General features: G+C 37.5%; 18 protein-coding genes. 7 read left to right on the top strand and 11 right to left on the bottom strand.

What is annotated here, in order from left to right; translation table 11 throughout:
- Window positions 1–14: 14 nt before the first annotated feature.
- From A9P82_RS11140 to A9P82_RS11100, 9 genes are all read right to left on the bottom strand, one after another.
- Window positions 15–827, bottom strand: coding sequence for an abortive infection family protein (locus tag A9P82_RS11140; RefSeq protein WP_066207835.1), 813 nt, complete (start codon window positions 825–827; stop codon window positions 15–17).
- A 36-nt stretch (window positions 828–863) separates the two neighbouring features.
- Window positions 864–3,845, bottom strand: coding sequence for a type I restriction endonuclease subunit R (locus A9P82_RS11135; protein WP_066207833.1), 2,982 nt, complete (start codon window positions 3,843–3,845; stop codon window positions 864–866).
- A gap of 11 nt (window positions 3,846–3,856) precedes the next feature.
- Entirely contained in the window at window positions 3,857–4,855 is a 999-nt protein-coding gene (locus A9P82_RS11130) for a hypothetical protein (RefSeq protein ID WP_066207829.1), read from the bottom strand.
- Between the two features lie 2 nt (window positions 4,856–4,857).
- Window positions 4,858–6,186, bottom strand: coding sequence for a restriction endonuclease subunit S (locus tag A9P82_RS11125; protein ID WP_066207828.1), 1,329 nt, complete (start codon window positions 6,184–6,186; stop codon window positions 4,858–4,860).
- A complete protein-coding gene (locus A9P82_RS11120; RefSeq protein WP_066207826.1) occupies window positions 6,187–8,022 on the bottom strand; it encodes an ATP-binding protein in 1,836 nt (611 codons plus the stop codon).
- Window positions 8,019–9,809 carry a type I restriction-modification system subunit M gene (locus A9P82_RS11115; RefSeq protein ID WP_066207823.1) on the bottom strand — a complete coding sequence of 597 codons (1,791 nt, stop codon included), beginning with the start codon at window positions 9,807–9,809 and terminating at the stop codon, window positions 8,019–8,021. The genes A9P82_RS11120 and A9P82_RS11115 overlap by 4 nt, the downstream gene beginning before the upstream one ends.
- Before the next feature lie 346 nt (window positions 9,810–10,155).
- Window positions 10,156–10,791, bottom strand: a complete 636-nt coding sequence (locus A9P82_RS11110; RefSeq protein ID WP_066207821.1) for a conjugal transfer protein TraD — start codon at window positions 10,789–10,791, stop codon at window positions 10,156–10,158.
- A 2-nt stretch (window positions 10,792–10,793) separates the two neighbouring features.
- A complete protein-coding gene (locus A9P82_RS11105) occupies window positions 10,794–11,204 on the bottom strand; it encodes a DUF3408 domain-containing protein (RefSeq protein ID WP_066207818.1) in 411 nt (136 codons plus the stop codon).
- A gap of 12 nt (window positions 11,205–11,216) precedes the next feature.
- Complete coding sequence (locus tag A9P82_RS11100; RefSeq protein WP_066207816.1) at window positions 11,217–11,984, bottom strand: ParA family protein; 768 nt, start codon at window positions 11,982–11,984, stop codon at window positions 11,217–11,219.
- A 687-nt stretch (window positions 11,985–12,671) separates the two neighbouring features.
- Here A9P82_RS11100 and mobA point away from each other — a divergent pair.
- Window positions 12,672–13,109, top strand: coding sequence for a conjugal transfer protein MobA (gene mobA, locus A9P82_RS11090; RefSeq protein ID WP_066207812.1), 438 nt, complete (start codon window positions 12,672–12,674; stop codon window positions 13,107–13,109).
- A gap of 2 nt (window positions 13,110–13,111) precedes the next feature.
- Window positions 13,112–14,401 carry a conjugal transfer protein MobB gene (mobB, locus tag A9P82_RS11085; RefSeq protein ID WP_066207811.1) on the top strand — a complete coding sequence of 430 codons (1,290 nt, stop codon included), beginning with the start codon at window positions 13,112–13,114 and terminating at the stop codon, window positions 14,399–14,401.
- A gap of 15 nt (window positions 14,402–14,416) precedes the next feature.
- On the opposite strand, the gene A9P82_RS11080 is transcribed toward mobB, so the two are convergent.
- Window positions 14,417–15,220: an alpha/beta hydrolase gene (locus A9P82_RS11080; RefSeq protein ID WP_197492154.1), complete on the bottom strand. Its 804-nt coding sequence runs from the start codon at window positions 15,218–15,220 to the stop codon at window positions 14,417–14,419.
- 109 nt (window positions 15,221–15,329) lie between these two features.
- Between A9P82_RS11080 and A9P82_RS11075 the strand changes: the two genes are divergently transcribed.
- On the top strand, window positions 15,330–15,704 hold the full coding sequence (locus A9P82_RS11075; protein ID WP_066207809.1) for a winged helix-turn-helix transcriptional regulator: 375 nt from the start codon (window positions 15,330–15,332) through the stop codon (window positions 15,702–15,704).
- Between the two features lie 104 nt (window positions 15,705–15,808).
- On the top strand, window positions 15,809–17,809 hold the full coding sequence (gene mobC / locus A9P82_RS11070) for a conjugal transfer protein MobC (protein ID WP_066207807.1): 2,001 nt from the start codon (window positions 15,809–15,811) through the stop codon (window positions 17,807–17,809).
- Between the two features lie 11 nt (window positions 17,810–17,820).
- Here the strand turns inward: mobC and A9P82_RS11065 are convergent, their stop codons facing one another.
- Window positions 17,821–18,831, bottom strand: a complete 1,011-nt coding sequence (locus A9P82_RS11065) for a GlxA family transcriptional regulator (RefSeq protein ID WP_066207805.1) — start codon at window positions 18,829–18,831, stop codon at window positions 17,821–17,823.
- A gap of 128 nt (window positions 18,832–18,959) precedes the next feature.
- Between A9P82_RS11065 and gap the strand changes: the two genes are divergently transcribed.
- The 3 genes from gap to A9P82_RS11050 all read left to right on the top strand — a co-directional run bounded on the left by gap (window position 18,960) and on the right by A9P82_RS11050 (window position 22,080).
- Window positions 18,960–19,970 (top strand): type I glyceraldehyde-3-phosphate dehydrogenase, encoded by a 1,011-nt coding sequence (gene gap, locus A9P82_RS11060; protein ID WP_066207802.1) that lies wholly within the window; start codon window positions 18,960–18,962, stop codon window positions 19,968–19,970.
- A 156-nt stretch (window positions 19,971–20,126) separates the two neighbouring features.
- A complete protein-coding gene (locus tag A9P82_RS11055) occupies window positions 20,127–21,011 on the top strand; it encodes an alpha/beta fold hydrolase (RefSeq protein WP_066207800.1) in 885 nt (294 codons plus the stop codon).
- Window positions 21,012–21,243: 232 nt separating this feature from the next.
- Window positions 21,244–22,080 carry an SDR family NAD(P)-dependent oxidoreductase gene (locus tag A9P82_RS11050; protein ID WP_066207798.1) on the top strand — a complete coding sequence of 279 codons (837 nt, stop codon included), beginning with the start codon at window positions 21,244–21,246 and terminating at the stop codon, window positions 22,078–22,080.
- Window positions 22,081–22,137: the final 57 nt, after the last annotated feature.

Raw genomic sequence — 22,137 nt, 5'->3', positions numbered from 1 at the left:
GAATAAAATAAAGTTTATTTTTTTTGATATTCTTTACTATCCAATAGAAAATCAACTAATGTCATGGCTGCATTCACAGCCAGTCTAGCATGATGTTTCATCGTCCTAAATTTATTCGCGTGCCTATCACCAGAATTGTTGCTTAATCCAGCTAAGCCTGTGGTAACTGAATCTAGTCCTGATAAGATTTGAATAATTGTTGAAGGCAAAATATCAGGGTCAATTGTAAGGTTAAGAATCTTTTTTACTTGCCTATATAAATTCTCAAGCTTTCCATCATTCTTAATTTCTTTTCCTTCATACTGCTCGATTATTTCTATCATGACAGCTTCTGCCAAGCTTCGAGCGTTCGTGATTGCTCCATTGAAGTCACCTCGATCTATTTTGCTATGGCATTTGGTTATTTGCTCTTGAATAAAGCTTTGATTGAGCCCTTTTACTGTTTCTGGTTCAACAATTATCCCTTTAGAATCGTGAACTTTGTAGAACACACCCACTTTTTTAAGTTCATAACCATCATAGCGTAAGTAGTCATTAATAGCTTCAATTACTTTATCAAGTTTCTCATTGGTAGCACCTGCATCCATTAAGTCTCTTGGATCTACGGAACTTTCAATTATTAGTTTCAGTTGCTTACTTCCATTAAATTGCCTTACTTTATCTTCTGTATATTTCCACCTACTTGGAAATCCTTCTCCATAAGTATCATCTGCACCAAATTCAACGAAAAAATTCACCAATTGAGGGCCAGATTTATAAGGGAGTATCTCATTGTCTCCACATAATGTTTTCCCTAAAAATTTAATGGTTCTTTCAGTGATTTTCATTATATCTCTTCTTTAAAAATCAGCCTATATACCTGTCTATTTATTTAGCTGATTGTAAATACGCTTCATGATAAACTCTTTAACTAATCCGCCAAAGGCTTTGTCTTCTAATATCTTTTCAAAAATTTCCTGATTCTGATCCATTCGTCCAATAAGTTTCTCAATAAACTTGTCATCGAAGGCGTATTTGAAAGTGTCCAATTTATTAACTCGTGCTTGAATCTTCAAGGTTTCATCTTCTAAGAGTTCGGCTTCTATTTGGTCAAAAAACAATTTATCTGCCTCTTCAAACTCCGTCCCGAAACGTTCATTTAGTACGTTGATAATTTCTGAAAGCAGTATGTCTTCTTCTGATTTCCTTTTTAATCCGGCTTCTGTAATTCCATTTAATTCTCCGTTTTCATTCTTCTTTAATTCTATAGCACCTTCTTTGATTTTCTGAAGCCGATAATATTCCAATGCGATCTCATCATCCAAATGTATGACCTCAGAAAGATCACGCTTGGGCAACCTCGTTTGTAATAGTTTTGCATAGGCGAAAAACTTCTCAGAATCCACATCTGTAAACGGCATGATCTGAGCAAGGAAAGAATACAAGTTAGTCCATGTTCTTAATCCCTTTTTAAATTCGTCCTGATGTTCATCATCCAGTCCTTTAAATCGATCCACAGCGTTATCGGTAGAGGCATAAAGAAGTCGTTGGTCTCTAACTAAATTCATTTTAGTGATAGGATTGAAATACACCTGTGCAAAAGCATCAATTTCATTTTCCCAATACACCTGAAACTGATCTAATCTTTGCTTGAGATCGAACAAGTGGTTTATATCTGGTTCTTCTGTAACAGAAGTAACTTCGTAATAAGGTTGGAATGATTCTAAAATCGTATCCCGGTCATTAGCAAAATCCAGAACAAAAGTATCATCCTTCCCAGGATAGGTTCTATTAAGTCGGGATAGAGTTTGTACAGCTTTTACGCCGGACAATTTTTTATCCACATACATAGTATGCAGTAGAGGCTGATCAAATCCCGTCTGATATTTATCCGCGACAATCAAGATTTTGTATTCATCCTTTTCAAAAATGTCTGGCAGCTCTTTTTCGCCATAATTGGTCAATTCTGGTTCGGAAACTCCGTCTGGATAATCATCGTCTATTACCTTACCAGAGAACGCTACCAGTATTTTTATCTCATTGCCATAACCTTTTTCATGAATATATTTCTGAAACTCCTGAAAGTATCGTTTAGCATGCAAACGTGAACCACATACCACCATAGCTTTAGCTTTTCCACCTATCTTTTTAGAGACTATTTCTCTAAAATGCTCAATAATAATTTCCGTCTTTTGGGCCAGATTGTGTGGATGCAAGGATACATATTTACCTATGGCCTTTGCCGCCTTGCTTTTATTGATCTTTGGGTCATCTTCTATAGATTTGGTTAACTTGAAATACAGTTCGTATGTGGTGTAGTTCTGTAATACATCCAAAATAAAGCCTTCCTCAATCGCTTGACGCATAGAATAAAGATGAAAAGGTTTAGGTTTACCTTCTTCATCTTTATAACCAAATACCTGCAAGGTTTTGTATTTAGGTGTAGCCGTAAAAGCAAAAAATGAAATATTAGGTTGTTGACCTCGGCTTTGAGCAGAGGCCTCTATTTGTTCGCGAATAAAATCATCTCCGCTGTAGTCATCGTAGTCTTCCTCTGCCGTTTCGTCTAATGATTTTCCTGCCAAAACCTCTTTTAGCTTTTTACTAGCCTCACCACCTTGAGAGCTGTGTGCTTCGTCAATAATCACGGCATACTTACGATCTGGAAGCTCACCTACTTTATCAACCACATAGGGAAATTTTTGCAGCGTGGTTATGATAATATTAGTACCATATTCTAAAGCAGAAGCCAATTGGTTACTATCCTTGTCAATTTTTTGTACGACCCCGGTTTTATGTTCAAATTGATAAATGGTATTTTGTAACTGACTATCCAGAACCCGACGATCCGTTACAACTATCACCGAATCGAACATGCGTTTGTTCTGTTGATTATGTAAGCTGGACAGTCGATAAGCCAGCCAAGCAATAGAATTGCTTTTTCCTGAGCCTGCGGAATGCTGTATTAAGTAATTTTTACCTACGCCAACTTCCAATACTTGACTACTAATAGCTCTCACTGCATCTAACTGATGAAATCTAGGGAATATTAGACGTTCTTTTCGATATACTTTTCCGTCTGTTACAAATTCTTCTGTTTGCAAATGCACAAAACGCTGGATGATTTCGAGCCAACTGTCTTTAGATAGAATGTTCTCCCATAAATAAGAAGTTCGATAACCATTAGCATTGGGGGGATTGCCTTTTCCTTTATTAAATCCTTTATTGAAAGGTAACCAATAGGTCTTACTACCATCTAAACGGGTGGTCATGAACACTTCATCTTGGTCAACTGCAAAATGAACCAACGCCCGTTTTTTAAATGCAAACAATATTTCTCTGTTATCCCTCGTGCTGCTATACTGCTTTAATGCGTTGTTGACATTTTGGCCAGTAAATTGATTTTTAAGTTCTAAGGTAGCTACTGGGATACCATTTAACGAAAGTAAGACATCGACTGAATTTTTATTGTCCTTGCTATAATAAACTTGACGGTAAACTTTTAAGCTATTTTTATTATAAAGCGCTATTGCATCAGGGTTCAAATGGGAGACAGGTTGAAAATAAGCCATTTGGAAACGCACACCATAATCAATAAAGCCGTTACGCAATACATCCAGACTTCCTCGTAAATCCATTTCCTTATATAAGCGTTGCAGTACACGGTTTTCTACTTCCGTTCCATGCACGCTTTCAATTTTTTGCCATCGTTCGGGTTGAGAATCTTTCAAAAATTGAATGATATCACTACGGAAAAAACCTAGTTCTTTGCTGTAGGTAGATGTGTCGCCTAAGGAGTAACCGCCGTTCTCTATAAGCGATTGTACCAATGAAGATTCAAATGTATGTTCAGTCGTAAGATCCATTATTTCCGATATTAATAGGTTTCTTCTTGTTTTTGCAGACTGATAAACATACGATATGCAATATCCTTGAATATCAATCTCAAAGTATGTTTTGACTTTTCTGGCAATCCTGCTTTTAGATGGCCGGTTTCTTCATAGCAATCCCTAACGAACTCAAAATCGTTACCGTATATTTCTTCCGTGATCTGGTTTAGTTTATCTGGTAAATCAGATTCAAATATTTCAAAATTATCAGGGTCAAAATAACGAACCAAGGGTTTGTTAAGTTCATTATACTCACGTCCCTGAAAACAAGGCTTACCTTTGCTGGAAGGCCAGTAAATCCCAAAGAATTCTGAAGTGTTGGATTTATAAACTTTACCAATCTGTAAACTTCCATCTATTTCTCTGTAATCATCATTCAGAGAAATATCCCGTAAAATTTTTAAAGGCTCCATATCAATAGGATCATCTTGAATATCCTCGTCATAAAGCATTTTCTTATACATCTCCTTTGCAGTACCCTCTATTTCTTCCGGATCTCCGAGAAAAGTATAAAATCTTTTTTTGCCATTATTGGTAAGTTCATCAAAGATGAACCCCTCAATATCTTTTGAGTAATAAAGTTTCCATACTCTAAATGTTCCGGAGCGGCCATTACCCCAATCCCAACCACCAAATAGGAACTGTACCCCGCTCCTTAATTCATGAATGTCTTCTTCTGGAATTTCTGAAATAATTTTTGTAATAAGATCGGTAAACAAACTCGAAAGATATTCCAAAACATCCTGCAAACTGGATTCGGGAGATTGCAGGTATTTATCCAAATGGATAGATGATACCAAATTTAGCACTAAGGGGTAGGCTCTTGCTGTGCTACCTGCAAAGCATAACAGACAATTCTTTTTTGGAACTCTAAATAATTTGATCCCATGTTTCCATTTCTCACCACCCGTAAGGCAACTATCAGTAGCAAATACGAGTTCCTCGGTTTCGTGGGCTTGACGGATGTAGGCTACACAGAGTGTCATAACTAATCTATTACTTTTATTCTCCCCGTAACTACCTCACTGATTAATGCGGTACGGTATTCGGTTAATAGTTCTATCAATTTTTTTGTTTTGGCTATTTTAGCATCAATACGGGTACATTCTGTTTCGATATGGCGAACGATGAATTGTTGTTCTTTTATTGGTGGAGCAACAAAAATTAAATTCTTTGTTTTACTTTGATTTAAAATTGGTAAAGTTGTATAATCAGCTTCTAAGGATATCATTTCTTTGTTTCCTATTAAGTAATAATATCCAAAAATTGGATGATATTTATCTTTACAGAAAGAGATGATATTTATTTGTTGATTTGCAGAACCCTCTTTTTTGAAATAGCTGACTTTACCTAAAGTAGCTCCAATACTTACCAAATAGATTGAAAATTCTGGGAATAGTTCAACTTCATTTTTTTCAATTGCTTCAGATGTAACAAGTCTTTTAGATGTTAGTAACTCATTATTCCCATCAAAATCTGCAGGTGTAAACCAATTAATATTACCGTTTTCAAAAAAATCAATTTGTGAATATTGAATTCTTGGAGTTCGTCCCGTCTGAACTTTTGCAACATATTTTAATCTCTTCACTTCCCAATGCTCCGGTATTTCGCCCAGCCATTCAATACCGCTGTCTTTCATTTTGACTTTCGGGTCAATTCCTTTTGTAACAGCTTGATTGATAACCGCCGTTTTTTCTTCTTCATAAAGTTCAAGTAATCGTTTTTTATCAGCAATAAGAGCATCTATTTCAGCTGTTTTACGGTCGAGGTAAGAGGCAATGGAGGTCTGTTCTTCGATAGTTGGAAATGTAAAACCAAATTCAACAAAAACATTCTGATAAAGATGTTGAATGGTTGAACCATAGGACGTGTATTCATTAAACTGAGTAAACATTTTAGACTTTAAAATCCAAAAAAGAAACTCGGTTGAAAAGTCATCCTTTGTAGAGCGTACAACAAAAATTCCACTATTTAAACAGGCTGGCTTATCAAGATTGTTCACAATAGCTAATTTGCCTATTGTACCATCTTTAGTAACCAATAAATCTTTATCTTTTAACTGTATATAAGGATCCTCATCATATCTTTCTTTGTCAATATGATAACATTCTTTCCAATTTACATTATCGTTTTTAAAATCAGATCCTGTAACTAAATATGCATATCCTTCTTGTAAAAACTCATCTGACTTTAAACCTTTCCATCCAACACGTGCTTTAACATAACATCTATGTTTTATTTTCTTCACATCCCAATGATCTGGAATTTCCCCAATCCATTCAATACCGGAATCTTTATAGGAGTCGTATTGTTTCATTTATTCGTTTAAAAATTTACTTTTAATCAAGTTCAAGAAAGTATAGTTTCGTGCATTAGCGTCTTTAACAACAGCATCAATATCCCAAATAAACACACCTATAGGAAGTATAATTTTAGGGTTTAAAGAGATTGCTATATTTGTTTCTCTATAATACATTTTTCCACATGAATAAAGCTCTGTGTATTCACCAGCTAAATGTGTTTCAACATCTTCATTAAATTCAATGACTCCATAAAACCATATACGCTGTATCTGGTTATTATAATATTTCATTAATTTCCTTGCTCGTTTTTCAAGCTGAGTAACAACTTTAAGATTTTCCTCCAAGGATATGCCTCTTTTCTTAAGTTCTACAATTACAACATCAAAAGGCTTTTTATTTTCGGGATTATTAGAAAATATTAATGCAATATCTGGACGGTTATCATCATGGTCTTCTTCATCAGTTATAACTTTTATTAATTCTCCCATTTCACGGTCACTGAGAACAGTTTCATATGTCATATATTTATCATCCAACAACCATGCATTATTTCTATATAAATCATTTATAGCATCCTTTTTGTCGAATTTACCGTCTTTCCGCATAGAGGCAAACAACTTATGCAATTCAGTCTCACTATCTTTATCGGTAGATTTTCTGAGATTTTCAATAGTAAGCTGCCTGAACAATACATATTCAGTGAGAGCTCTAGAAGATAGTTCTATAGATTTTTCGTATTGCTCTTCTGTCAAATTGCTGGCATCCAATAATTCCTTTTGTTCTTTGAAAAACTTTTCTTGTGCCTTCTTTAGAACATCGTTTCTTGAAATATACCCAATGTTTTGTGCATCAAAATACCCACTTAAATGAGGATATTTGTTAATCAGCCCTTTCCTAACTTGAGAGTTCCTTGATTTTAGTTTAGGAATTTTACTCTCAATAATCGATGCAACTTCTTTTCTAAACAAATCCTGAATATCCCTTAGCTCTTGAGTAGAAATCGTAAGGTTTTGTCTTGCCGCATCAATTTTTCCTTTAAAAAAATCTGAGTATAGCAGAAATACCATTTCATAACCAGTGGGAAGATTTTCATTGGAAATCAAATCAACTTTTACGGTTCTCTGGTCAACAGTAATTGCTGCAATTAATGAAGAGTCTGCAGCTTGAACTTCTCTAATAGAATAATATAAATCAAATTTATCTATTAAGTTTATAGAACTACCTAATTGTAGCATAGTAAATTCTGGAATATCCGAATTATCAATAAACTCATTACTTTGTTTCCCTTCAATTGTAGCGTTGAGTGTTATCTTAACTTGAACTCCATCTTTTTTAAGTTGAAATAATCTTGCATAAAATTCTTCTAATATTCTACTTTTAAGCTTTTTAGGATAAATGAAGTCTCCCTTGGCTATTTTTTGCAGAGTATAACCGGACATTTTAAAGGTTGTTCCTGAAGCACATTTTTCAACCTCAGATATTTCAAACTTTCCCTCATCAAATCCTTCTGAGAATTCAAATTCTCTCTTTTTTGTACCCTCGAAATTACTAGTTACTTTTACATTATCGAAATAACACAGATAAACAAGCCTTCCTAACCCCTTATGAGAGCTCTCATCAACATCAAAAAGTTTCGAAAACTTATTATAACGTTCATCTGTAAATCCTTCACCATTATCTGAAATCTCAACTTGTAAGGTCTCTGGTTGATTTAAAGCTTTTATGGATATTTTTATTCCAATATCAGTTGCATTAGCATCGAGAGCATTGGCAATTGCTTCAAAATAAACCATTTCAAGAGAAGAATTACCAAAAAACATCTTTACGGCCTGGCTTAATTTTACTTTCATTCCAAAACAGTTTTTTCAGTTTCCAATGTTTTTTCTTCCAAAGCTAAAATTTCAGCTCTTATTTCAGATAATGATCTTAAAGGCTTAAACTCATAGAAATATTTTGTAAAATTGATCTCATAACCAATCTTGGTTTTGCTGTGGTCTATCCAAGCTTCGGGCAAATGAGGTTTTACCTCCGTTTCAAAATATTCTTCAATGGTTTGAGGAACCAGACTTCCATCGACACCTTTCTTTAGGAACGGAATGTTTTCATAATCACGTAAAGAAGTATCCGGCTTAGGCGTTCCTTTACTTTTTACAACCTTCCCTTTCTCCTTTAAAGGTTGCTCTACCGTTACCCTCCAATAACCAAAAAATTCATTGGGATAAATTTTTACAAACTCGTTTTCTTCGAAATCTCCATATAACTTCGTAATAAAGCCAATACCTTTACTATTTCCGTTTTCCGCAATCTTTTTCCGCTTATTACCTAAGCTGCGATCCATCTTCTGCCAGAAACGATTAAAACTCAGCTTACTTTCTTTCAATAATTCTTCATCCTTTATTCCAGTAGCATTGATGAGTTGTATTTTGCCTTTTCGTTCATGGTTTTTATGATTTGTTACTATCCACACATAAGTACTAATACCTGTATTGTAAAACAACTGATCTGGCAGTGCAATAATAGCTTCCAACCAGTCGTTCTCAATAATCCACTTGCGAATGTTGCTCTCACCACTTTCTGCTGCTCCAGTAAAGAGAGGTGAACCGTTGAATACAATTCCGATACGACTTCCGGTGCTTTTCATTTTGGAAATCATGTGTTGCAAGAACAGCAAAGAACCGTCGTTAATACGAGGTAAACCTGCCCCAAAACGCCCACTCATTCCCTTTTTCTCTGCTTCAGTTTTTATGAACTTTTCGGCTTTCTTCCAATCTACCCCAAAAGGAGGATTAGACAGCATATAGTCAAAGACTTCTCCTTCCAAGCCGTCAACTGTAAATGTATTACCAAATTTGATGTTGCTCGGGTTTTGCCCCTTGATCAACATATCTGATTTGCAGATGGCATAAGATTCTGGATTTATTTCTTGTCCGAAGACTTTCAGATCCGCTTTTGGATTCAATTCTTTTACATATTCTTCACCGATAGACAGCATTCCACCTGTTCCACAAGCAGGATCATATAGCGTTTTTACAATTCCTTCTTTAGTAAGAATCTCCCTATCCTCATTAAAAAGTATATTCACCATCAACCTGATGACTTCTCTAGGTGTAAAATGTTCTCCAGCAGTTTCATTGGACTGCTCTGAAAATTTACGAATGAGTTCTTCGAATACATATCCCATTTCCATGGAAGTCATATCGGATAGATCGATTTTTTTAAACTCGGTAACTACTCTGAATAGAATATCTGCTTTGTCCATACGATCGATTTGATCGTCAAAATTGAAATATTCGATGATTTCTCTAGCTCCCGCTGAAAATCCATTGATATAATTTCTCAGGTTAAGAGCAATACTATTAGGATCTGCCACCAATTTTTCAAAATCGAATTGGCTTTTGTTATGAAAATTAAAACCTGCAATTTTATTTAAGGCTATATCTTTGGCATTCTCTTTTAGAGATGCAATCTTTGGCAGATAATTTAAGACATTCTGCTTAGTAGGAGCCAAAACGCAATCCAAACGACGTAATACGGTCAAAGGCAAAATAACCTTTCCGTAATCTGATTGCTTGTAATCACCCCGAAGTAAATCTGCAATTTTCCAAATTAAATCTGCTTTCTCTCTAAAGTTGCTCATTTATATTTTATCTTCTATCTAATATATATTTACTTTGTGGAATTTAATAATTCCTAGAATCACAGTATAGCTATTTGCAATAATACTAAACCAATGTTTCAGCCTACGTACTTAATTTGGTGCACCACGAGAAACAAAGCTTTCGCTTTTATCTAATTCCTTTACCAACCATTTGATGGGGGCAAAGTATTCCTCCAATACTATTTTAAATCTCTTGATTTTCACAATGTACAGTTTAATGTACGTAACATGCGAATTTACTTTTATTAATAACATAAACAAAGTAAACGAAAGTGTTTTTTATATAGATTCGAATAGGAAATTATTCAATAAAAAAGGAGCTTGCTCACACAAACTCCCCAATATCAAAGTCCTCCAAATTATTTTTCCGCAATGTGGAAGAACCGGTTTCCGTTTCAGAAGAGAGGGTGCTGTCCAAAAGCTCGGCAATTTTTCGGGTAGCACCCTCTATGGAATTTTCCAGTAAGCTGAATAATTCAGTTCCCTGCAATTTTTGAACTATGGCTACTGCTGTTTCCTTCTGGGCTGTTTCCAATTTTTCTTTTTGAAGCAATACCCCCACGGAGCTAAGTTCTTCAAAGGTAACCCCTTGGGCAAAACCGTCATCGCCACCGGATGTTCCGTGCCTGTTCCATTCTTCTTCCTCTTCCTCAAAATCAGGCATATTACTGAAAACTTCGTCCTGCTCTTCCTGCGGAATTTGAATACCGACGTTTTCGTTTTCGTCGTATTCGATGTCTAAATTAGCGGAGTCGAACACCTGTTCCTCCATTTGGCGTTCATTGGCAGTGTTTGGCGGCGAAAGTCGTATTACAGGCTTGGGCTTCCCCATAATATCGGGCAGTTTCGGATTTGCTTTTTCCTGTTGGGGCTTATCCTCCGAGCGTCTTTTAATGACAATCTTTTCCTGTAACAGAAGGACTATGACTATCAGCAGGCATATCACGATTAGTATTTCCATAGCTACAAAATAGGTTTAAAACGTTCGTTGAAATAATTTGTAATATCATCGCCAAACTCCCTGAAGTGGTGTTCAAGGATGTTATCAATGTAGGAATAGAGGGTTATTTTTTCCTCTCTTGTCAATTGCACGATGCGGAGCAATCTTTCGTGGGATTCCGGACGAATGTAAACGACCTTGCCGCTACGACCGGAGGGAAACCGATTGACCAGAAATGTTTCCTCATAGTCCGCTTTTTTTGATGAACCGCTTCGGGGTTTTTCTTTGGGTTTTGCCTTGATTTCTTTTGGTTCATCCCTCTGCTGATTATTTTGAGGTGGGACAACAGGCTCGTCGCCACTGATGATATTCATTAAATAATCCTCATCGACATCAGGCTTTTTAAAATCGTTGTTTTTGTTATCTGTACTCATGTTTTATCGCTTTTATAGATGAGTGATTTTTAAAAATTCCTCGATAAACAAATCCATTTTCGTTGCTTTCAGTAATTGTGTTTCGGCGGGCAGCAAGCTTGACCTGAATACATAATTTATGGTATCGTCCGTTTCCTTTCGGAAACGCTTACTGTCCATTATCCTAGTTTCCATTATGGGCAGGTTGAGTTGCTTGATGACGCTTTGATAAGCATCGTACAATCCCGTTTTTTCCCTGCCGTCCACTTGGTTCCAGAACAGCCATAACTCTTGCTCATCGTTACCCTCAATGGTTTTCGGGAGTTCAAGAAAGGCTTTGGTAAAACCCAATGTACTTTCCACGACCAAACGGTCGGCGGTTATGGGCGAAAAGATAAAATCCATCATTTTTAAAGTGGTCAGTACCCCTTTGGTATTGGCGGTTCCGGGCAGATCAAAGAAAATAACATCGGGAGCAATAGCTGATTGGGCTATATATTCCGACGCTTTTTCCAAAGCATATTCGGCTTTGCTTTTGATAATCGGGTATGCTTTTTTGTTAATGCTCTGGAACTGCTTCATTACAGCCCTTTTATGGTACTCATTCTGCATCAAGGTCTTCCTATCCCGCTCCCGCATATTGGTCAGGCTGTGCTGCGGAAAGTCACAATCCAATACGAGGACATTAAAGCCTAACCGGTAGTGAAGCACACTTGCCAGCAAGGTGGTCATCGTTGATTTTCCCACACCGCCCTTTTGGGTGGAGAAGCTGATTTTTAAAGTTTTTTTCTTTGTTTCCATTATTTAAAAATTTATTGTTACACACTTTACTTGTTTTGCAGGTTTGAATATTCCTTCTTTTGTTACCCAATTCCTGCCTTGTTTTTCGGGAATACACCTGTATATTTTTTTGCTTTTCTTACAGCCTTGTCGGATATGTTTTTTGGCGGATGGTAAACTTCACAAAAGGCAAAATGCTTTACCGCTTTTATGCTTTTACACTTTTATAGTTTTACGTTTTTAAAACTTTATGCTTTTATTCCAAACTACCTGCACACTAATCCTGATTTCTTCCCTGTTTTAATACATTTTTTACTCCCTGCCTTAAAACTATAAGGCAAATAAAGCGAATGAAAGACCTGCCTATTGATGTGTGGCAGTGTTTGGCGTTCATAGGCAGTGTTTGTCCGGGTATCGCCTTGCAATACTCTTTGAAAGAGGTCTTTACTTTGTGTAATGAATTTTATTAACAGATTTATGCGACACCGAATGGACAAAATGGAGGATAACAAGGACGGCATCGAGCCGTTTTTCCCTGTTACATTTAATCCGTCCCGCAGGGCGGATTTTTGTGTTCACCGGAACACGGCAAGTTGTGTTTTGAGCATCTCGAAAAGATTTCCGATGCTCAAAACAACTTGCCCTTGCAGGGAGCAGAAAACGCTCTCCGAAGTCGGCGTTTTTGTATGAATTAAAAATGGATTAGTGATGAACGAGAACAGCAAAAAGCAGTTAAAAAAGACAGGTCGTCCGCTAAAAAACGACCCTGCGAAAATTCGGTACACGATTTCTTTTAACGAGGAAGAACACGCCCGTTTTCTTGCCCTGTTTGACCAATCGGGTATGCAGGTAAAGGCACATTTTATTACGTCCTGCATCTTCGACAAGACGATAAAATCTGTGCACATTGACAAAGGAACGGTTGATTTTTATATGCGATTGACTTCGTTTCACAGCCAATTTCGCTCTATTGGGGTAAATTATAATCAGATTGTAAAGCTGTTGTACAAGAATTTTTCGGAGAAAAAGGCAGCGGCTTACTTGTATAAATTGGAAAAGCAGACGGCAGAAATGGTCGGATTGTTCAAAGAAGTGGTACAGATAACGGAGGAATTTGATAAAAAATACCTCAAAAAACAGCCTTAATAATGATTGCAAAAATCGGGAGAAGTGAAAATTTATACGGAGCATTGGCGTATAATAATCTGAAAGTGGAAAAGGAAAACGGGCAAATCCTGTTTGCCAACAAGATAATTGAAACGTCAGACGGGCAATATTCCGTTGCACAATTAGCACAATCTTTTGCACCTTATCTGTTGGCAAATCTCAATACCCAAAAACATACGTTGCATATTTCGCTCAATCCCGACCCGAAAGATAATGTCAGCGATGATAAATATCGGGAAATGGCACAGCAGTATATGCGAGAAATGGGCTACGGCGAACAGCCTTTTGTGGTATTCAAACATACGGACATTGACCGTTCCCATATTCATATCGTATCGGTCTGTGTGGACGAGAACGGTAAAAAAATCTCTGACAAGTTTGAAAAAATGCGGTCGATGAATATTTGTCGTGAACTCGAAAGACAATACAATCTCATACCAGCTACGGACAAGGAACGCCAACAGAACGACAAGGTTTTTAAACCTGTGGATTATAAAGCAGACGACGTAAAAAGCCAAATTGCTTCGGTAGTCCACCACCTGCCGAACTATTATCAATTCCAATCTTTAGGAGAATATAATGATTTGCTATCCCTGTTCAATATTACCACCGAAAAAGTGGAGGGCGAATTACACGGAAAGGCACAGCAGGGCTTATTGTACATTCCTTTAAATGCTCAAGGTGGAAAAGCCGGAAATCCGTTTAAAGCTTCTTTATTCGGAAAGAGTGCCGGGCTTCCGGCGTTGGAATTTCATTTTGAAAAATCAAAAGAGGCTTTAAAAAATCATCCCACCAAACCGACTTTAAAAGCAGCCGTTACCATTGCCCTGCAATCTACGGCTGATGAATTGAGCTTTAAAAAACAGTTGGGAGAGCAAGGTATTAATGTAGTCGTACGGAGGAACGACACCGGACGTATTTACGGTATGACGTTCATCGACCACAATTCCAAAACCGTTTGGAACGGTTCACGTTTAGGCAAAGAGTTTTCTGCCAATACCTTTAATGATTATTGGAACAACAATATCAAACCGGAGATTAAAGAACCCATCACAAAAGAATCAAAAATTTCCACATCGAATGATGTCGTTCTTCCGAAGGAAGATCCGCATCATTTGTTCGACTTCTTATCTACAAACAAACACGAAGACGGTTTGATAGAAGCGTTTGGCGGTTTGCTCATACCTGAAGCACAAGGCGAAGATTATGAGGAGCAGGAATTTGCCAATAGAATGAAGAAGAAACGGAAACGTAAAAGAGGTCAGAAATAGAGATACATCCACCAATTATTCATGTCTCAAATGATGTTTAAAATACAAAAAATGATGTTCAATGGATTTATGCCAATATTCCGTATTGTGATCGCCAGGCTGGCTGATGAACGTTATCGGGATTTTTAATTTATCGGTTATTGATTTTAGATTTTCAGAATTTGGATATAAAATATCTTCCGTTCCGCAATCAAAGATAAAGGGTTTACGGAAATTGGGATGTTCTTTTAAAAGTGTTGAAATACTGTATTGATGCCAGTCTTCAGTATTCGGATTGCCAAGCAGTTTTGTCAAATCATCTGTCATTCGATTGGTCTGCCAAAAATGTTGGCTTACTTTCTGAAAATTCGGACAATCAATTTCCAAAGCTCCGCTTGTAGAACCCGCTGTATTGAAATAATCCGAGTGTAAAATGAAATACCTCAATGCACCGTAACCGCCCATACTCAAACCGCTGATGAAAATATTTTTGTCATCTATATTAAAAGATTGATGCACTTTCGGAATCAATTCCCTGAAAAAGAAGTCTTCATATCGTGAAGCTTTATTTATCGGACTATTGATGTAATAAGATGTGAAACCATCGGGTGTAACGATGATAAAACTATACTGGTCTGCAAGCTTTTGCAAGTCGGTTGTCTGTGACCATTGCTTGTAATTTTCGCTGTATCCATGTAGCAAATAAACCAAAGGGAAATGTGCTATTTTATTATAGGTTTTGGGTTTAAATATTAGAACGGTATCCGGTTTTGCTAAATTTTCTGATTGTAAAATCCATTTTTCTTGTGCCTGAGAAACAGCTGCGATCAATAGTCCCATGATCATTAAAATTGCCTTGTTCATATTTTGTACTTTTATTACAAAATTCTGCAAGCATTTTGTTCTGTGCAATAACGAACAAAATTGTGAGTAGCAAAATGAAAGGATTATGCGTAAAGAAAATTCAAGCAATGCTATAAATGAGCAATTTTTGTTTCAGATCTGCGAGTTAAATTCAGCACTAGCAATGATTAGCGGTCGTTGGAAATCTCAAATAGTTTATTCCATTTCTCAGGGAAATGATCGTTTTCACTTATTGAAAAAGGAGCTTCCGAATATTTCCGAACAGGTGCTGAGCCGACAACTTAAAGAATTGGAAAAACACGCCATCATTGTCAAGAAGGAAATTCCGGGAACGATTCCTGCCGCAATCCAATATGTTTTGACCAATAAAGGATCGGAATTAGTCCCAATTTTGGGAATGCTTTGCGATTGGGGAAAAACCTATGCAGACGGTAAAGAGATTTCTGTTTGCCCAACCTAATAAATACTCAGCCAAATACTGCCATAAACTGCCACTGGATACCACATTCATAGAGCTATTCCATAGAGCCTTTAAATTCACGCCCGAACATTAAAATTTAAATAATGCAAGGAGAAGACGATTTAAGAGGGCTTGCCAAGATAATGGCCTTTATGCGGGCAGTCAGTATTCTTTTGGTGCTGATGCATCTTTATTGGTTCTGCTACGGTTTCTTTTTAGAACATGGCTGGACGTTGGAAATCATCAATAAGATTTTAGGGAATTTCAACCGAACGGCAGGACTGTTTGAACACACTTTATATACCAAAGTATTCGCTTTGGTTTTACTGGCTTTAAGCTGCTTAGGCACAAAAGGAGTAAAGAATGAGAAGATAACCTGGACTAAAATTTATGTAGCTTTGGGCGTTGGCTTTATACTGTTCTTCCTGAATACCCCATTGCTGAAGCTATCCCCGGCAACAGGCACATTCCTGTACATTTTTACTATCTCATTAGGTTATATCGCCTTGCTGATGGCGGGTGTATGGATAAGCCGATTGCTCCGTACTAACCTGATGGACGACGTTTTCAATACCGAGAACGAGAGCTTCCAGCAGGAAACCAAGCTGATGGAAAATGAATACTCTGTAAACCTACCCACCAAATTTTACTACAAAGGTAAATGGAACAACGGTTGGATAAATATTGTCAATCCATTTAGGGCAACCATCGTTTTGGGTACGCCTGGTTCGGGAAAATCGTATGCCATTGTAAACAACTATATCAAGCAGCAGATTGAAAAAGGCTTTAGTATGTATATCTACGATTTTAAGTTTGATGATCTTTCTAGCATTGCCTACAATCATCTACTGAAGAATAGGGATAAGTACAAAGTACAACCGAAATTCTACGTCATAAATTTCGATGATCCACGCCGGAGCCACCGTTGCAATCCACTCAATCCCGACTTTATGACGGACATCAGCGATGCCTACGAAGCGGCTTATACGATAATGCTAAACCTTAACAGGTCGTGGATACAGAAGCAGGGGGATTTTTTCGTGGAAAGCCCAATTATCTTATTAGCCGCCATTATTTGGTATCTGAAAATATATGAAAACGGCAAATATTGTACATTCCCACACGCCATTGAACTCCTGAACAAAAAGTATTCGGATGTATTTACTATTCTTACCTCATATCCCGATTTGGAAAATTACTTGTCGCCTTTTATGGATGCCTGGCAAGGTGGAGCACAAGACCAATTACAGGGGCAAATCGCATCAGCAAAAATTCCACTATCAAGAATGATTAGCCCGCAGTTGTATTGGGTAATGACCGGGGACGATTTTACCCTTGACATCAATAACCCGAAAGAACCAAAAATTTTGTGCGTAGGCAACAATCCCGACCGACAGAATATTTACTCCGCAGCTTTGGGATTATACAATTCAAGAATTGTAAAACTCATCAACAAAAAAGGACAATTAAAAAGTTCGGTAATCATTGACGAATTGCCTACGATTTACTTTCGAGGACTGGACAATCTTATCGCAACGGCGAGAAGTAATAAGGTAGCAGTTTGCTTGGGCTTTCAGGATTTCTCACAGCTCATACGTGATTATGGAGATAAAGAAGCCAAGGTTATTCAAAATACGGTAGGTAATATTTTCAGTGGGCAGGTTGTGGGCGAAACGGCAAAAAGCCTTTCGGAACGCTTTGGGAAAGTGTTGCAAAAACGGCAAAGTATGACGATAAACCGTAATGATAAATCAACTTCTATTTCTACTCAATTAGACAGCCTTATTCCGGCTTCCAAAATTTCAACTTTGACACAAGGTATGTTTGTCGGTGCTATCTCCGATAACTTTGAGGAACGTATCGAACAAAAGATTTTCCACGCTGAAATTATTGTGGATAACGAAAAGGTTGCCGCCGAAACAAAAAACTATCTGAAGATACCGCAAATACTTTCGTTTGTAAATGAGCAGGGCGAGGATAAGATGAAGCAGGAAATTGAAAGTAATTACAAACAGATAAAGTCAGATATTCTGTATATTGTGGAGAGTGAAATGGAGCGTATCAAGAATGACCCTGACTTGCAGCATTTGGTACAGCAGGAATAATATTCAATTCATTAATATTGATTAGGATGGCTAAATGATGTGCTAAAATTCTTTCTGTATTGAGATGGATTGGTATTAAACGTCTTCAAAAAAATACGGTTCATGTTTAAAGAAGATTTAAAGCCCGTTAAATGCGCAATTTCATCAATGGTTAAATGCGAATCCGTCAGGTAACGGCAAGCGGTTTCTATTCTTATTTTTTCTACATATTTAATAGGAGTCGTGTTCAATTCCCGGGCAAAAACACGCGCGAAATTCCTTGGACTCATCGAAGCCGTTTCCGCTAATTTTTCTACGGTAATGTCTTCTTCAAGGTGGTTGTGAATCCAGTCAATAACTTTGGTTATAGGCAGATAGTCGGTTTTTTGAGCATCCAGCATCACGCTGAACTGTGTTTGATTGCCGGGACGTTTTAAAAAGAGTACCATCATTCTGGCAATATGCAGGGCAAAGGCTTTTCCCAAATCTTCTTCTATCAAAGCCAGGGACAAATCCAGTCCGGCCGTAACTCCGGCAGATGTGTACACATTTCCCTGCCTGATGAAAATAGGGTCTTTCTCTACTTCAATCTGCGGATATTTTCTGGCCATTTCATCACAAAGCTGCCAATGGGTAACAGCTTTTTTGTTATTCAGTATTCCTGCTTCTGCCAAGATAAACGCACCGGCACACATGGAACAGATGCGCCTAACTTTTTTTGACTGCCTCTTCAGCCAATCCAGCACTTTGGGGTCAAATCCATTTCTTCTCGGAGCACCGACTACAATCAAAGTATCAATGCGATAATCAACTTCAAGGTAGTTGCTTTCACAGATGAGCGAAATACAGGGTTTCATGTTGAGCTTGGGATCTGGATTTGCCGATACGATGTGTAATTCGTAGGAGAAATCTATTGACATATCGGGTTGCTCCATTTCTTCTATAGCTCTTTGGAAAACTTCAACAGGTGCAGCCATATTCAGCAATGCAGAATAGGGATGAACCAATATAACGATGTGTTTTATTTCAGGTGTTGCGGCCATCTATTTTTTTGCAAAGTTAATCCTATTTTTCTTTTTGGCAGAATATGAATATTTATTGTCATTGCTGCCATAATTTGTCTTAACTAACTTTGCTTCAGAAAAAAAGAAATAATTTTTAAACAAAAGATATGAGAACAATTAAAGTTGGAATCAATGGATTTGGTCGCATTGGACGCCTTGTTTTTCGGGCTGCACAGCAATATGAAAATATTAAGATTGTTGGGATAAACGATTTAGTAGCTGTTGAGTATATGGCTTATATGCTAAAATATGATTCCGTTCACGGACATTTTGATGGAGGCATTGAAGTCAAGGATGGCAATCTGATAGCCAATGGAGAAACCATTAGAATCACTTCCGAAAAAAATCCTGAAAATTTAAAATGGGATGAGATCGAAGCAGAATACATTATTGAATCCACCGGACTGTTTCTGACCCGTGAAAAAGCAGAAGCACACCTTAAAGCCGGTGCCAAAAAAGTGGTTATGTCAGGACCTCCAAAAGATGATACACCAATGTTTGTCATGGGAGTAAATGAAAAAAATTATAATGGGGAAATTTTTGTTTCCAATGCATCCTGTACGACAAATTGTGTAGCACCGATCGTTAAAATACTGAATGATAACTTTGGTGTAGAAGAAGCACTGATGACCGCTATCCATGCCACAACCGCTACCCAAAAGACCGTGGACGGCCCTTCGATGAAAGATTGGCGCGGCGGTCGTTCAGCATCCAATAATATTATTCCTTCCGCTACCGGAGCCGCAAAAGCCGTAGGCAAAGTAATTCCCGAACTTGCAGGAAAAATCACGGGATTGTCTTTCAGAGTTCCCGTGGTGGATGTATCTGCGGCGGATATTACGTTCCGCCTGAAAAATCGGGCCACTTACGAAGAAATATGCGACGCGGTAAAACATGCAGCAGAAAATGAGATGAAAGGAATTGTTGGTTATACCGAAGATGATGTAGTTTCTACGGATATGATTGGCGAAACAAGAACTTCCGTATTGGACATCAAAGCCGGAATTTCACTTTCGCCGACTTTCGTAAAATTGGTAAGCTGGTACGATAACGAATACGGATTTTCCAATAAAATCCTTGATTTGGTTGTACATATAGACAAGGTTTCATCTAAATAAAAGATTAAGGAAAATCTGGGAAAATGCGAAATGACATTACTGCTATATCGCCAACCTTGGAAAACAAACATATTTCAGATAGATACTATCGATCTTTGTAATTAATCCTTAGGTACTTAGGGATAATGTAGCCGGGCTATCAAAACATACATACAAATGGAGACAAAATATTCTGATGAAGAACTAATAAAATCTTTACCAAATTTTACCAATAGCTATGCCGAAGTAAATGGCACAAAACTGCATTATGTAATAGGCGGACATGGTGCGCCATTGGTTTTAATTCCGGGTTATCCGGAAACATGGTGGGCTTACCATAAAGTTATGCCGATATTTGCAGAAAAATATTGCGTTATTGTTGTAGATATTCGTGGTATGGGCAGCTCTAATAAACCGGTTGATGGTTATGATAAACGAAATATGGCTAAAGATATATTTGAGCTCGTTCAGCATTTGGGATTAAAAGAAATATCGATTGCAGGACATGACATTGGGGCGCATGTGGCATTTAGTTTTGCAGCAAACTATTCTAAAATAGTAAACAAACTTATTATTTTGGACACGCCGCATCCTGACGCTAGTATGTATCAATTGCCAATGCTGCCTGTATGGGGTTCCAAACATCTTTATCCCTGGTGGCTTGCATTCAATCAAGTGAGGGAACTTCCCGATCAGCTTCTTGAAGGACGAATGAATATTGTTATAGAATGGTTGTTTAATCATTTATTGACAGATGTAAACAGTGTAAGCGATTTTGACAAATCAGTGTATGCTACAGCATATAATAGTAGAGATGCTATAAGAGCTTCAAATGGTTGGTATCAGGCATTTCCTCAAGATATTGAAGACATTAAAACCTATAACAGACTTACTATGCCTGTTCTGGGAATTGGCGGCAGTGGATACGATATGCTACAGATGTCATTACCAAATACTACAACCGATTTGCAGCTCAAAAAAATAGAGAATAGTGGACATTTTATTTTAACAGAAAAACCTATGGAAACAATTAAATTATTGATAGACTTTTTGGAAGTTTAATAATGCTATTTTACTCATACTTTTTCTTTTTTTAGATTACAGTGCAAAGACCTTTCTGAATGAATTGGTCATTGTATTTCATAACCGGATGGTTGTAGCCATAACCTGATATTTGCGGCATTCAGGAATAAATCCGTTGTTTTAATTACAAGAATCTTTGTTTTGGTTACATCCGTCTTTTTACTGAAACACAATTTTGCACTGTTAAAACAGTAAAACAAAATTTAAAAAAATGGACACAAAAAAAGTATGGTTTATCACCGGAGCTTCTAAAGGTTTGGGATTGATATTAGCCAAACAATTACTCAGCAAAGGCCAGCAGGTGGCGGCCACTTCCAGAAGTCTGGAAAGTCTGGAAAAAGAAATTCCGCAGACGGAAAATTTCCTGCCGCTGGAAGTCAATATTGTGGATGAAAAAAGTACGCAAAAGGCCGTTAACAAAGCAGTGGAAACATTTGGAAGAATTGATGTCGTGGTCAACAATGCCGGCTATGCACAGTTGGGAACACTGGAAGAACTGAACGACGAAGAATCCAGAAAGAATTTTGACGTCAATGTATTCGGAGCTTTGAATGTCATCCGAAGTGTAATGCCGCAACTTCGTCAGCAAAAAAAAGGTCATATTATCAACATCTCATCCATTGCCGGATTCAACGGAATGTATGCCGGCGTAGGCATTTACTGTGCCACCAAATTCGCCTTGGCTGGACTCTCCGAAGCTTTGGCTGCCGAAGTGAAAGAATTCGGCATCAACACTACAATTGTTTATCCCGGCACCTTACGTACCAATTTTCTGGAATCCAGTTCGGTAGGCGTGCCTAAAGCACCGATTGCCGAATATACGGAAGGACGACGCATCGTTGATTTGCATATAGACGTTCTTAACGGCACACAGCAGGGCGATCCTGAAAAAGTGGCCCATGCCTTGATTGAATTGTCTGATATGGAAAATCCGCCTTTGCATCTGTTCCTGGGCAGCGATTCATTTGAGTTGGCGCAAAACAAAATCAAAATTGTGGAACAGGATTTGCAACAATATGAAAAGCTGAGCCTTTCCACCGATTTTTAATAAGCAACGGAAAAGAGATAAGGCGTTTAGGGTTTTATCTCTTTTCTTTCATTTATT

Source organism: Arachidicoccus sp. BS20 (assembly GCF_001659705.1).
Classification (GTDB): Bacteria; Bacteroidota; Bacteroidia; order Chitinophagales; family Chitinophagaceae; genus Arachidicoccus.
The sequence above is the reverse complement of the archived record's forward strand: the minus strand, read 5'-3'. Positions and strand labels throughout refer to the sequence as shown.

What these genes read in the sequence shown, in the direction of transcription:
- A9P82_RS11140 (WP_066207835.1), bottom strand. Translation starts at nt 827, where the DNA reads ATGAAAATCACTGAAAGAACCATTAAATTTTTAGGGAAAACATTATGT.
- A9P82_RS11135 (WP_066207833.1), bottom strand. Translation starts at nt 3,845, where the DNA reads ATGGATCTTACGACTGAACATACATTTGAATCTTCATTGGTACAATCG.
- A9P82_RS11130 (WP_066207829.1), bottom strand. Translation starts at nt 4,855, where the DNA reads ATGACACTCTGTGTAGCCTACATCCGTCAAGCCCACGAAACCGAGGAA.
- A9P82_RS11125 (WP_066207828.1), bottom strand. Translation starts at nt 6,186, where the DNA reads ATGAAACAATACGACTCCTATAAAGATTCCGGTATTGAATGGATTGGG.
- A9P82_RS11120 (WP_066207826.1), bottom strand. Translation starts at nt 8,022, where the DNA reads ATGAAAGTAAAATTAAGCCAGGCCGTAAAGATGTTTTTTGGTAATTCT.
- A9P82_RS11115 (WP_066207823.1), bottom strand. Translation starts at nt 9,809, where the DNA reads ATGAGCAACTTTAGAGAGAAAGCAGATTTAATTTGGAAAATTGCAGAT.
- A9P82_RS11110 (WP_066207821.1), bottom strand. Translation starts at nt 10,791, where the DNA reads ATGGAAATACTAATCGTGATATGCCTGCTGATAGTCATAGTCCTTCTG.
- A9P82_RS11105 (WP_066207818.1), bottom strand. Translation starts at nt 11,204, where the DNA reads ATGAGTACAGATAACAAAAACAACGATTTTAAAAAGCCTGATGTCGAT.
- A9P82_RS11100 (WP_066207816.1), bottom strand. Translation starts at nt 11,984, where the DNA reads ATGGAAACAAAGAAAAAAACTTTAAAAATCAGCTTCTCCACCCAAAAG.
- mobA (WP_066207812.1), top strand. Translation starts at nt 12,672, where the DNA reads ATGAACGAGAACAGCAAAAAGCAGTTAAAAAAGACAGGTCGTCCGCTA.
- mobB (WP_066207811.1), top strand. Translation starts at nt 13,112, where the DNA reads ATGATTGCAAAAATCGGGAGAAGTGAAAATTTATACGGAGCATTGGCG.
- A9P82_RS11080 (WP_197492154.1), bottom strand. Translation starts at nt 15,220, where the DNA reads ATGGGACTATTGATCGCAGCTGTTTCTCAGGCACAAGAAAAATGGATT.
- A9P82_RS11075 (WP_066207809.1), top strand. Translation starts at nt 15,330, where the DNA reads ATGCGTAAAGAAAATTCAAGCAATGCTATAAATGAGCAATTTTTGTTT.
- mobC (WP_066207807.1), top strand. Translation starts at nt 15,809, where the DNA reads ATGCAAGGAGAAGACGATTTAAGAGGGCTTGCCAAGATAATGGCCTTT.
- A9P82_RS11065 (WP_066207805.1), bottom strand. Translation starts at nt 18,831, where the DNA reads ATGGCCGCAACACCTGAAATAAAACACATCGTTATATTGGTTCATCCC.
- gap (WP_066207802.1), top strand. Translation starts at nt 18,960, where the DNA reads ATGAGAACAATTAAAGTTGGAATCAATGGATTTGGTCGCATTGGACGC.
- A9P82_RS11055 (WP_066207800.1), top strand. Translation starts at nt 20,127, where the DNA reads ATGGAGACAAAATATTCTGATGAAGAACTAATAAAATCTTTACCAAAT.
- A9P82_RS11050 (WP_066207798.1), top strand. Translation starts at nt 21,244, where the DNA reads ATGGACACAAAAAAAGTATGGTTTATCACCGGAGCTTCTAAAGGTTTG.